At 61.3% G+C, this 12,524-nt stretch carries 9 protein-coding genes; 6 read left to right on the top strand and 3 right to left on the bottom strand.

Features of this window, described 5'->3' with window-relative positions:
* Nucleotides 1-34: 34 nt before the first annotated feature.
* Nucleotides 35-877, bottom strand: coding sequence for a LysR family transcriptional regulator (locus MRK42_RS01770; RefSeq protein WP_354688813.1), 843 nt, complete (start codon nucleotides 875-877; stop codon nucleotides 35-37).
* A gap of 142 nt (nucleotides 878-1,019) precedes the next feature.
* Between MRK42_RS01770 and MRK42_RS01765 the strand changes: the two genes are divergently transcribed.
* The 6 genes from MRK42_RS01765 (at nucleotide 1,020) to MRK42_RS01740 (ending at nucleotide 9,061) form a co-directional block, all read left to right on the top strand.
* Nucleotides 1,020-1,742: an SDR family oxidoreductase gene (locus MRK42_RS01765; protein WP_354688812.1), complete on the top strand. Its 723-nt coding sequence runs from the start codon at nucleotides 1,020-1,022 to the stop codon at nucleotides 1,740-1,742.
* An 88-nt stretch (nucleotides 1,743-1,830) separates the two neighbouring features.
* The gene (locus tag MRK42_RS01760) at nucleotides 1,831-2,154 is read left to right on the top strand and encodes a hypothetical protein (RefSeq protein ID WP_042028987.1); all 324 of its coding nucleotides are present in this window, start codon (nucleotides 1,831-1,833) and stop codon (nucleotides 2,152-2,154) included.
* Between the two features lie 49 nt (nucleotides 2,155-2,203).
* Nucleotides 2,204-2,635, top strand: coding sequence for a DUF411 domain-containing protein (locus tag MRK42_RS01755; RefSeq protein WP_042028986.1), 432 nt, complete (start codon nucleotides 2,204-2,206; stop codon nucleotides 2,633-2,635).
* 235 nt (nucleotides 2,636-2,870) lie between these two features.
* The gene (locus MRK42_RS01750) at nucleotides 2,871-5,012 is read left to right on the top strand and encodes a S9 family peptidase (RefSeq protein WP_354688811.1); all 2,142 of its coding nucleotides are present in this window, start codon (nucleotides 2,871-2,873) and stop codon (nucleotides 5,010-5,012) included.
* Nucleotides 5,013-5,427: 415 nt separating this feature from the next.
* Nucleotides 5,428-6,399 carry a TAXI family TRAP transporter solute-binding subunit gene (locus MRK42_RS01745; protein ID WP_026457441.1) on the top strand — a complete coding sequence of 324 codons (972 nt, stop codon included), beginning with the start codon at nucleotides 5,428-5,430 and terminating at the stop codon, nucleotides 6,397-6,399.
* Nucleotides 6,400-6,502: 103 nt separating this feature from the next.
* Complete coding sequence (locus tag MRK42_RS01740; RefSeq protein WP_354688810.1) at nucleotides 6,503-9,061, top strand: TRAP transporter permease; 2,559 nt, start codon at nucleotides 6,503-6,505, stop codon at nucleotides 9,059-9,061.
* A 495-nt stretch (nucleotides 9,062-9,556) separates the two neighbouring features.
* Here the strand turns inward: MRK42_RS01740 and MRK42_RS01735 are convergent, their stop codons facing one another.
* Nucleotides 9,557-10,810: a phospholipase D family protein gene (locus MRK42_RS01735; protein WP_354688809.1), complete on the bottom strand. Its 1,254-nt coding sequence runs from the start codon at nucleotides 10,808-10,810 to the stop codon at nucleotides 9,557-9,559.
* A gap of 228 nt (nucleotides 10,811-11,038) precedes the next feature.
* The gene (locus MRK42_RS01730) at nucleotides 11,039-12,457 is read right to left on the bottom strand and encodes a lytic transglycosylase F (protein WP_042028979.1); all 1,419 of its coding nucleotides are present in this window, start codon (nucleotides 12,455-12,457) and stop codon (nucleotides 11,039-11,041) included.
* Nucleotides 12,458-12,524 lie beyond the last annotated feature (67 nt).

The raw sequence follows: 12,524 nt of genomic DNA, 5'->3' as shown, positions 1-12,524 counted from the left end.
GTGCATCCTGAAGATGCATGGGAAAGCGACCTTATCAGGAAGCGCCATACCCTGCCAACTCGGGGATCAGTTCACGCAGCGCCGGGTTCAGGGTCTGGTGGGCAGGATAACAGAGCCCGATCCGGCGAAACATCCGCGGCCCGTTGACCGGCAGGGTCTGCAACCCGGGTTCATCCTCCACCAGCCCATCAGGCAGAAAACTGATCCCCACCCCCGCCAGCACCAACGACATCACCAGCCCCTTGCTCTCGGCCTTGGCCACCAGGTTGAGGGTGAGCCGGTCACAGGCCAGCAGGCCTATGGTCTGCTGATGAGCCTCGCAGGGGGGGCACTCAATAAAATCATGGTGTTGCAGCTCTGCCAGCTCGATGCGCGGACGGCTGGCCAGCGGGTGGCCGGTGGGTACGCACAGTACATAATCCTCTTCCCACAGCGGCAGGAAGATCTCGTCTTCCCGGCGCAGAGCATCCAGGGTCAGACGACAATCGGCGTGGCTATCCTGGTCGGAGAGGGTGAGATCCAGCTCCGGCAAGACCCCCTGCACCCGCTGCAGCAGAGCCGCCACCCGGCGTCGGCTCAGGTCAGGCATGATGGCAATATTGAGTCTCGCCCGCGTCGCTTTCTGGCGAAACAGCTCGGGCAGGCGGCGCGCCTCCTCCACCAGCTTGACCGCGTGGGGATAGAGATAGTGGGCCGGCTCCTTCGCCTCCACCCCCTTCTTGCCCCGGATAAAGAGGCTGTCACCGAGCACCTCTTCCAGCTGGCGCAACCCCGCCGAGAGGGAGGGCTGGCTGACGTGGCAACGCTCCGCCGCCGCCGTGATGTTCTTCTCTTCATAGATGGCGATGAAGAAACGCAGCAATCTCAGATCCAGCATAAGCCCAACCATAGTTTTTTCAGATGATAACCAGCGGAAAACAATATTTATCACTGATGGATGCGGAGACTATAGTGACTCCACTGCGTGCTGGCCAGCCGTCTATTTGCCCAAACCGACTATCGAATCAGAAGGAAACATCATGTCCAAGTCCCTCGTCGTGATCACCGGTGCCTCAGCCGGGATCGGTGCCGCCATTGCCCGCGCCTTCTCCGCCGCCGGCCACCCGCTACTGCTGCTGGCCCGCCGGGTCGAGCCCATGCAGGCCCTGGGCCTGCCCGATACGCTCTGCATCGGGGTCGACGTCACCGATACAAACGCCATGAAGGCGGCCATTCAGCAGGCCGAGGCGCAATTCGGCCCGGTGGGCTGCCTGGTCAACAACGCCGGCGTCATGTTGCTGGGTCAGGCCGACGTGCAGGATCCCGCCGAATGGCAGCAGATGCTCAACATCAACGTAATGGGTGTGCTGAACGGCATCCATGGGGTGCTGGCCGGGATGAAGGCTCGCCGCAGTGGCACCATCATCAACATCAGCTCCATCGCCGGTCGCAAGACCTTCCCGAACCATGCTGCCTACTGCGCCACCAAGTTCGCGGTTCACGCCCTGACCGAAAACATCCGGGAAGAGGTGGCCGACCTGGGGGTGCGGATGGTGACTATCGCCCCGGGAGCGGTGGAGACCGAGCTGCTCAGCCACACCACGGATGAGAGCATCAAGGCCGGTTACCACGACTGGAAAGAGCAGATGGGCGGCGTGATCGCACCCGAGGTGATCGCCGAGGCTGTGCTCTATGCCTGGAACCAGCCGGCCGACGTCTGCGTGCGTGAAATCGTGCTGGCGGCAACCCGTCAGCAACCTTAATCCAGCCTGACCGGAACAGCGGGGAGGGCTTGACCCTCCCCCCTGGCACAGGGTTACCATAACGCCCCAATTTCGTCAGAGTCGTTCCATGGTTCTCACTCGTCGCCAACTCGCTCATGCCCGTCGCTGGCTCCCCCTGTGGAGTCTGGTGCTGGTATTGATGTCGTTTGGCAGCCGGGCCGCGACCGACCTCTGTACCCTGAGCAGCCACTGCAGCCAGAGCGAGCGCACCCTGGAGAAAGCCATGCCGTGCGGCAGCTTTACTTCGGCGCTCTCCATGACGGTGCTCGGCAATGACAGCCTGACGGTGGCTATGCTGGAACCCGATACCCCGGATTTCCTCCCCCCCTCCCTGTTCATGCCGGACGCTCCGGCAGAACGGCTGGAGCGCCCTCCCCGCACCCGGACTTGAGTCAAAATCCCCCGCTTTTGGGCATGTTTTATTCAATCTGAGGTGAGTTATGTACAAATCCCTGCTGCTGGCCCTGCTGGCCGGCACCGTCAGCTTTTCCGCTCTCGCGGCCGAGAAGATGACCGTCTACAAATCCAAATATTGCGGCTGCTGCCAGGCCTGGAACAAGCACATGGAAGAGAATGGCTTCGAACTCGAGGTCATCGAAACCGAGCAGCTTGAACCGGTCAAACAGAAATACGGCATCGCCCCGCAACTGGCCTCCTGCCACACCGGGGTGGTCAACGGCTATGTGATCGAGGGACACGTGCCCGCCGCCGATGTGAAGAAGCTGCTCAAAGAGAAGCCGGCGATCCGCGGCCTGACCATTCCGGGTATGCCCCAGAGCGCACCCGGCATGGACATTCCGGGCCAACCCTACCAGGTGCTGAGCATCAGCAACGAGGGCACGACCAGGGTCTGGTCGAGCTATCCCGGCTGACGAATACTGGCCATGAACCGGCACTCCCCCATCATGTGAGGCACACCTGAGCGGACCCTTGTCGCTCATGGCCAGAGAAGAGGCCGCTATCGCGAGATAGCGGCCTTTTTTGATGGTTTTTCCTGCGATAACAAGGGACTGCTTGCAACCACCGGCGACAAGGGGCAGATTGTTGGCCAGTTCAAGGAGCCGATACGCCGGTTCGCCAACCCTGTTAACGCGCAAAGGATGCGACATGTTCCCCTTTTCTCGAGGGATACTGCTGCTAGCCTGTCTGACAGCCGTTCCCTGTTCCTATGCCAACCAAGAGTCTGCCATGCCGAGAAGCGAAATCCCTGTCCAACCCCCCGTTGCCGCCAAACACCCGCATACGCTGAAGAAACACGGGGATACCCGGGTCGATAACTACTACTGGCTGCGCGATGACGATCGTCAGGATCCCGAGGTGCTGGCCTACCTCAAGGCCGAAAATGCCTACACCGAGGCCATGCTCAAGCCGACCAAGGCGCTGCGTGAAACCCTCTACAAGGAGATGGTGGCCCGCATTCCCCAGCAAGACGAGTCCGTCCCCTACGTGAAGAACGGCTACCGCTACCAGACCCGTTACGAGCCGGGCAAGGAGTACGGCATCTATTCGCGCACCAAGCAGGGAGAGCAGGCGTCCAAGCTGCTGCTCGACAGCAACCAGCGGGCCGAAGGACACGAATTTTACGCCCTTGGGGCGCTGGAAGTGAGCCGCAACAACCGCTGGCTGGCGGTGGCGGAAGATTACCTCTCCCGCCGCCAGTACCGGATCCAGTTCCTCGATCTGGAGAGCGACAAGTGGGCCGCGGATACCCTGGAGAACACCTCGGGCAACCTGGTGTGGGCCAACGACAGCAAAACGGTGTTCTACGTGCGCAAGCACCCCAAGACCCTGCTGCCCTATCAGGTCTATCGCCACACCCTGGGCACGGATCCGGCCAGGGATGAGCTGGTCTATGAGGAGAAGGACGACACCTTCTACGTCAGCCTCTACGCCACTACCTCGGAAGACTTCATCGTCATCAATCTCTCCAGCACCACCACCGGCGAGGCGCGCCTCATCGATGCCAACGTGCCGGAGCAGGCACCCCGTCTGTTCCTGCCGCGCAAGGTAGATCACGAATACACCCTGGATCACTACCGTGGCCGCTTCTATGTGCGCTCCAACAAGGACGGCAAGAACTTCGGCCTGTACGAGACCAAAGAGAGCCCGGTCGATCGCTGGAAGCCGGTGATCGCCCCCAATCCCGACGTGCTGCTGGAGAGCTACGCCCTGTTCCGGGACTGGCTGGTGGTGGAAGAGCGCAACCAGGGGCTGACCCGGCTGCGCCAGATCAACTGGCAGAGCGGCGAGCAGAAAGAGATCGCCTTCGACGACCCGGCCTACGTCACCTGGCTCGCCTACAACCCGGAGCCGGAGACCAGCGCCCTGCGCTATGGCTACTCCTCCATGACCACGCCCTCATCCACCTATGAGCTCGACATGGCCAGCGGCAAGCGCACCCTGCTCAAGCAGCAACCGGTGGCGGGCTTCAAGGCGGAGCAGTACGCCAGTGAGCGGCTCTGGGTAACCGCCCGGGACGGCGTAGCCGTGCCGGTCTCGCTGGTCTATCGCAAGGACAAGTTCAAGAAAAACGGCCACAACCCGCTGCTGGTCTATGGTTACGGCTCCTATGGCGCCAGCATGGATCCCGACTTCAGCAGCTCCCGTCTGAGCCTGCTGGATCGGGGTTTCGTCTACGCCATCGCCCACATCCGTGGCGGTGAGGAGCTGGGCCGCCACTGGTACGAAGATGGCAAGCTGTTGAAAAAACAGAATACCTTCAACGACTTCATCGACGTCACCGAGTCATTGGTAGCGCAGGGCTATGGCGCAAAAGATCAGGTCTATGCCATGGGCGGCAGCGCCGGCGGCCTGCTGATGGGGGCAGTGATCAATCAGGCGCCCCAGCTCTATCGAGGCGTAGTGGCCCAGGTGCCGTTCGTCGACGTGGTCACCACCATGCTGGACGAGTCCATCCCCCTCACCACTGGCGAGTACGACGAGTGGGGCAACCCGAACCAGAAGCGCTACTACGACTACATGAAGTCCTACAGCCCCTACGATCAGGTCAAGACCCAGGCCTACCCCAATCTGCTGGTCACCACCGGGCTGCATGACTCCCAGGTGCAATATTGGGAGCCTGCCAAGTGGGTTGCCAAGCTGCGGGAGCTGAAGACGGATGATAACAAGTTGTTGCTGAATACCGACATGGATGCCGGCCACGGCGGCAAGTCCGGCCGCTTCAAGGCCTATGAGGATATCGCCCTGGAGTACGCCTTTATTCTGGATCTGGCCAACTCGGCCCCCTGAGTCCATTGCACGGTAGCCCTTGCCACGCAAGGGCTACAAAAGAATCCAGACTCTCTTTTTCTCTCTTCCATTTCGCGTCGACTCCCCTTAATCTGCAACAGGGAAATGAATGATCGCGGTCATGTTTCTCGAGATTTAACTCCGTTAGTTTGCCATTTAGTTTGATTTATGTTGGCAAAATGTGCTTAATCGGAGTGCTTACAACTTTTTATCCGGCCTGCTATTGGCCAAACACCCCCAGTGGCAGGACGCCACAACAGTCACCGCAGGACGCGATGACCGCAGGCAAGGGCACACAGGATCCCGCCCTTGTCATGCAGCACACATGAAGCAATGGCAAACCCGGCGCAGAACGGGCTTACCATCAATTTACCCGCGGATCGGGTAAACCAAATCCAAGAAAAAGGGAGAAAAAATGAAAGGATTATCCTTGGCGTGCGCACTGTCGGCTGCTCTGGTCGGCGTATCATTTGGTGGTCCGGTACAGGCGCAGGAGCGCTTCGTGACCATCGGCACCGGCGGTCAAACCGGCGTCTATTATGTGGCAGGTCAGTCTATCTGCCGCTTCCTCAATCGTGGTTCCACCGAGCATGAGATCAAGTGCAACGCCCCGGCCAGCGGCGGCGGTGTCGCCAACGTCAACGGCATTCGCAGTGGCGAATTCAACTTCGGCATCATGCAGTCCGACCACCAGTACAAGGCGATGAAGGGGCTGCCCCCGTTCCAGGCCGAAGGTGCCATGGACGACATCCGCGCCGTCTTCTCCCTGCAGAGCGAAGTGTTCACCATCCTGGCCCGCAAGGACGCCAAGATCGCCGGCTTCGACGATCTGAAAGGCAAGCGCGTCAACATCGGCAACCCGGGCTCCGGCCAGCGTGACACCATGGAAGAGATCATGGCGGTCAAGGGCTGGAAGAAGAGCGACTTCGGTCTGGTCTCCGAGCTGAAACCGGCCGAGCAGGCTTCCGCGCTGGGTGACAACAACATCGACGCCATGAGCTACTTCGTCGGTCACCCGAACGGTGCCATCCAGGAAGCCTCCACTACCACGGATGCGGTACTGGTACCGGTCACCGGCGCTGACATCGACAAGCTGCTGGCCGAGAAGAGCTACTACACCAAGGCCGAGATCCCGGGTGGCCTCTACAAGGGCAGCGACAAGCCGACCCCGTCCATCGGTGGCAAGGCGGTGCTCTCCACCAGCGCCAAAACCGATCCGGAAGTGGTCTACCAGCTGGTCAAATCCGTGTTTGACAACCTGGACCGCTTCAAGCGCCTGCACCCGGCCTTCGCCGACCTGAAGGAAGCCGACATGATCAAGGTGGGGCTCTCCGCTCCGCTGCATGAAGGCGCTGCTCGCTACTACAAAGAGCGCGGCTGGCTCTGATTGAAGGCCCCAGGGCCTTTGTCACTCCTTCGACACCCGTTGGCTGCGCGGTTTGCGGCGGCGGGTGTCGTTTTTGTTGTACTCGATGGCACAAGTTGACCCTATGCAAGACAAACAACTCTCTACCGAGGAACTGATCGCCCAGGATGTAGGCGCCCGCCTGCCGCTGGGAGCCATGGGCTGGCTCATTACTGCCCTGGCACTGGCCTGGTCCCTGTTCCAGCTCTGGATCGCCTCGCCGCTCCCCTTCATTTTCGGGGTTGGCGTACTCAATGACACCGAAACGCGCGCCATTCATCTCACCTTCGCCCTGTTGCTGGCCTATCTGGTGTTTCCCGCGTTTCGCTCCTCCCCGCGGGATCGAGTCCCCCTCAGCGATATCGCGCTGGGGCTGATCGCCGCCGGTGCCGCATCCTATCTGTTCGTGATGTACGAGGCGCTGGCCCAGCGCCCCGGCAACCTGACCACCTCGGATCTGGTCACCGCCTGCATCGGCATTCCCCTGCTGCTGGAAGCGGCACGCCGCGCCCTCGGCCCGGCTCTGGCAGTGATCGCCATCGTCTTCCTGGTCTACAGCCTGGCCGGCCCCTGGATGCCGGGTCTGCTGGCACACCGCGGGGTCAGCTTTACCGCGCTGGCCAATCACCAGTGGATCACCACCGAAGGGGTGTTCGGCATCGCCCTCGGGGTCTCCACCAGCTTCGTGTTCCTGTTCGTGCTGTTCGGCGCCCTGCTCGAGCGGGCCGGTGCCGGTCACTACTTCATCCAGCTCGCCTTCAGCCTGCTCGGTCACCTGCGTGGCGGCCCGGCCAAGGCGGCGGTGGTCGCCTCCGGCCTCACCGGCCTCATCTCCGGCTCCTCCATCGCCAACGTGGTCACCACGGGTACCTTCACCATCCCCATGATGAAGAAGGTGGGTTTCAGCTCGGAGAAAGCCGGGGCGGTGGAAGTGGCCTCCTCGGTCAACGGCCAGATCATGCCGCCCGTGATGGGCGCTGCGGCCTTCCTGATGGTGGAGTACGTCGGCATTCCCTACGTGGATATCATCAAGCACGCCTTCCTGCCAGCGGCCATCTCCTACATCGCCCTGCTCTACATCGTCCATCTGGAAGCGCTCAAGCTCGGCATGCAACCCATCGGTGGCCATCAGCCCAAGCCCTGGCTGCGTCGCCTGACCGGCTTTGCCTTCGGCGCCGCCCTCATCAGCGGGCTGTCGATGGCGGTCTACTACGGTCTGGGCTGGCTCAAGCCGGCCCTGGGCGACTATGCCCTGCCGGGGATCTCCCTGCTGCTGGCCGCCACCTATGTGGGCCTGCTGAAGATCGCCGCCAGCAATGAACCGCTGGCAGCCGAAGATCCTGACAAGCCGCTCACCGAGCTGCCCGACACCCGCACCGTGCTGCTCTCCGGCCTGCACTTCCTGCTGCCGGTGGTGGTACTGGTATGGTGTCTTATGATCGAGCGCCTCTCCCCCGGCCTGTCCGCCTTCTGGGGCACCGTCATGCTGGTCATCATCCTGCTGACCCAGCGTCCGCTGCTCAACTGGCTGCGCACCGACGGCAAACATGACTACGGCACCGTACGGGACGGCGTCATCGACCTGCGCGAAGGCCTGGTGGCCGGTGCCCGCAACATGATCGGCATCGGTATCGCCACCGCCACTGCCGGCATCATAGTCGGCGCCGTCTCCCAGACCGGGGTTGGCCTGGTGCTGGCCGATCTGGTGGAGATGCTCTCCATGGGCAATCTGCTGCTGATGCTGCTGCTGACTGCCCTGCTGAGCCTGATCCTCGGTATGGGGCTGCCCACCACCGCCAACTACATAGTGGTCTCCAGCCTGCTGGCGCCCGTGGTGGTCACCCTGGGTCAGCAGAACGGCCTCATTGTGCCGCTCATCGCCGTGCACCTGTTCGTGTTCTATTTCGGCATCATGGCGGACGTGACCCCGCCGGTGGGGCTGGCTTCGTTCGCCGCGGCCGCTGTCTCCAAGGGTGATCCCATCAAGACCGGTATCACGGCGTTCTACTACAGCCTGCGTACCGCGGCACTGCCGTTCCTGTTCATCTTCAACACGGATCTGCTGCTGATCGACGTGGACTTTGCCCACGGGGTGATGATCTTCATCGTGGCCACCATCGCCATGCTGATCTTCGCCGCCGCGACCCAGGGCTACTTCCTGGTGAAGAGCCGCTGGTACGAGAGCGTGTTGCTGCTGCTGGTTGCCTTTACCCTGTTCCGCCCCGGCTTCTGGATGGACATGGTGCACGATCCCTATCGCGAGACGCCGCCCGCCCAGCTGGCCCAAACCATGGGTGAACTGGAGGTGGAGAGCACCTTGCGGCTGCGGATCCAAGGGGAAGATGCGGTGGGCAAGCCCCGCAAGTTCACCCTGCTGGTTGCCGTGCCCGATGGTGCGAACGGTGAAGAGCGTCTGGCCAATCTGGGCCTGAGCCTCTATGAGCAGGATGGCAAGACCCTGATCGACAACGTGGCCTTCGGCAGTCCTGCCGCCGGCATGGGGCTGGAGTTTGACCAAGAGATCCTCGCCGTCAAGGCTCCGACCGATCGCTGGAACAAGGAGCTGATGTGGCTCCCGGGTTTCCTGCTGTTCGGGGTCATCGTCTGGCTGCAACGCCGACGCCTGGCACCACAACCTGCTTGATCCCTGACAGGGCCGCGTGATGCGGCCCTGTTTTTTTGTCCGGCATAGACCATGGCGGCGAAGGTGGCCCAAGAGGAAAAACGGCCCCTAAAAAAAGTGGGGTGACATTTCCATGTCACCCCCTCGCAAATAGCATGTTCCATATTGGAGTCCGGCCACGCCGGATGCCTTACCCCACTTCCCCAGAGTCCGCTACCCATCCGAAGTCAGTGTCGATTGCATCGATGCAGTCGACCGGTCACCCTTTGTTGCCTTCATCCACACGGCAGACGGGCCGCCGTGTTTGTCCTTGCAAGTGAAATATTACGCAGACAAATAAAATAAAAAAACGTTTTTATGCCCTACAGTTCCCGTGTTGATACAAAAAACCGCCTTCACATTAACAATAATTCATTTAAAAACAGGCATATAAAGAAATGAATAGCTATTCACCCGCACGGAGGATAAGCAAAGGCGTACAAGGCTTTGCGAGATCTCGCACAAAAAACATCCGCCTCACAGCCAGCGCTTCAGGGGCAACCAGTCACTGAGTCGGGCCACCAGTCGCCGGGGCCAGCCATCGATTTTGCGGGGTGCGCTATTGGCCTGCTCTTGCCAGTGCATCAGCCACGACCTCAGCTGCTCGCACAGGGTCGGGCAACGCAGGTGCAGCATCAGCTCGGTGTTGAGAAACAGCGAGCGGGGATCTAGGTTAAGGCTGCCAAACAGGGCCCGTTCCCGCCCCAGCAGGATCAGCTTGGCATGCAGACTGTGGCTGTCATCGCCAAACTCGTGCACCTGGATCCCCTGGCGCAGCAGCCAGCCACGATAGCGTCGGTAGGCGCCATAGACCAGAGGCACATCCGTGCTGGCTAGGGAGTTGGTGAGGATATCGATGGTCACGCCCCGCTGACGCAACTGCAACAGGCGGCGGCGAAAGCCACGGGTCAGGATGAGGTAAGGGGTCACCAACGACAATGAGTGCGGATTGTCTGCCAGTCGCTGCCACAGCTGGCGGGCCGTGACGGGTCGCGAGATCAATCCTTTGCCGGGCCGGTCGAACCATACCTCCGCCACGCCGTCGTGCCACTGCAGCGCCAGGGGTTCATCGACAAACAGGTTGGCCGGCAGTGAATAGACGGCGGCAATGGCCGGATCCGTCATGGTGAGCAGGAAGTCATTGACCACCTGGGCCTCGGCAGGCTGCGGGGGTCGTCGCAACAGGTGGCGAATGGGATGGCTCCAGCGGCTGTGCCAAAACTGGGCAAATCCCTGCGCCATCTCCTGGCACAGCGCTCCCCGGCAGGCGAGATCCAGATCCACAAAGGGGGGCTGATCGTCGAGATGGAAGTAGCGATCACCGATGTTGCGACCGCCGATCAGCGCCAGCCTGCCATCCACCAGCAGCAGCTTGTTGTGCATGCGGTGATTGATGCGGCGAAAGCTGAATAGCCCCTCCAGCAGCAGTGCCAAGGGCCGCCAACCCCGCAACCAGAAGGGGTTGAACAGGCGCACCTCGATCCCCGGCTCGTGGGCCACCATCTCCAGAAAGCGGTTGTCGCCAGCATAGAGATCATCCACCAGCAGCTCGACCCTGACCCCGCGCCTGGCGGCATGGAGCAGTTCGCTGAGCAGTAGCTTGCCGCTGCTGTCCTCTTCCCAGCTGTAGTACTGGGCCTGGATCCGCTCGCGAGCAGTGCGGATCCACTGGCAGCGCACCTTGAGTGCCAGCAGGGGATCCGCGATCAGGGCGAAGGATCCCGGGATCATGCTGTCATCCTGTTGTCATCGGGGAGTGTCATAACGCTGGCAAGCCTCTCTGAATAGCAAGCAAGGAGCTGCTGATGGAACTGCACGATACCCCGATGGTGCGCTATCTCGACCAGTCAGGCCAGCCAGATGTCGTCCCGACCACCGACCCCGTGCACTGGTTTTTGCAGCACAGGGATGGCGGCTGGCAACTTCCGGTGACCCTGCCGGCCCAATCCGGCCAGGAATTCAGGGCTGCACCGCCTCGATTGCGGCAGCCTTGCCTTCAATCTGGAGCAGGCTGAAACGGTAGGCGACATAGTACTTGTAGATGGTCCCCACATAGTTGATCGGCCCCTGCCCCACCTCGTTGGCCACCAGCTGATCCACGTTGCCAAACCAGACATCGGGATCCAGCCCCAGTGAGCGGGCCTTGTTGCGCAATGCCTGCACCCGGTTGGGCCCTGCATTGTAAGCGGCCAGGGCAAACAGGTGACGATTGAGCCGATCCAGACCGGGATCGTTGAAATAGGTGTCGAGGATCAGCCGCATATAACGGCAGGCGGCCTCCACGTTGCCCTCCAGACTCGCCAGCCTGGCCCCCGTAATCCCCACTTCCCGTCCGGTGGCAGGCAGCAACTGCATGATGCCGACCGCCCCTTTTGGGGAGCGCACGTTGGGATTGAGACCGGACTCCTTGTATCCCAGCGCCGCCAGCATCAACCAGTCGATGTCATATTTTTCCGCATATTTTTCAAGAACCTTGCGGATCTTTGCCAGTCTCCCCAAGGGATCCGGTGCCAATATGTTGCTCATCCGCTCGCTGTGGGCCAGCAAGCGCCGCAGGGTCAGATCGCTGAACAGGCTGTGCTGGCTGACGCTGGCCAGATAACCGTTGACCGCCTTGAGCAGCTCGGGGCTGTTTTTGCGCAGTGCCCAGGCACTGGTGCCATTGCTGCGCAGGGGCACCAGCTTGTGCGCCTTGAGGCCATCGATCATCCCGAGCCAGATCCGCCCCTTGTAGCTGTCAGTCACCGTGAGGGGGATAATCCCGGCCGCCACCATCTCCAGCAGATCGCCATCCTGCAGATATTCGGGCACCGTCTCTATGTAGACGGGGGGCAGTCCCAGTTCGCGAAACAGCCAGTTGAGCTGGCGCAGGCTTTCGTAATAGCTGGAGCTGGCCCGCACCCAGACCCGCCGGCCGGAGAGCTGGGTGATGCGGTTGAAGGAGGGCAGGCTATTTTGGCTCACCACCCACTCCTCGATGGAAGAGATGAGCGGCCTGGAGAAGCTGACCTGCTCCCGCCGGGTCGGGGTGACCGTCATGGTGGCCGCCACCAGATCGCCACGCCCCTCCGTCAGATAATCCAGCAGCTTGTCCTGCCTGACCGGGATGTAAACCACCTTGAGCTTGACCTTCTCCTTGGCGAGATAAGTCTTGTTCAACCAGCGTTCGAACCCTTGCAGCTGGTTGACCAGGATGCCGTATTGGGCCCCCTTGTCGAGGAAGTAGAAGCCGCGCTCATAGACCACCAGGGCCCTGAGTTCACGCTTTTGCAGGATACTGTCGAGGTCCCCGGGTTGGGGAAGACGCTGCGGCTTGAGATCGGCCGCCAGCAGAGGAAGACACCAGAGAGCCAGCAGGCCCCAGATCCATTGCCGCATGTGTTCGCCTTTTGTTGGCCACTCGCGCCGGTCAATACCGACGGTGGAATAGACTAACTATAGAACT

It is taken from the genome of Aeromonas sp. 19NY04SH05-1, assembly GCF_040581895.1.
GTDB classification, from domain to species: Bacteria; Pseudomonadota; Gammaproteobacteria; order Enterobacterales; family Aeromonadaceae; genus Aeromonas; species Aeromonas enteropelogenes.
This window is presented reverse-complemented; position numbering and strand designations above follow the sequence as displayed.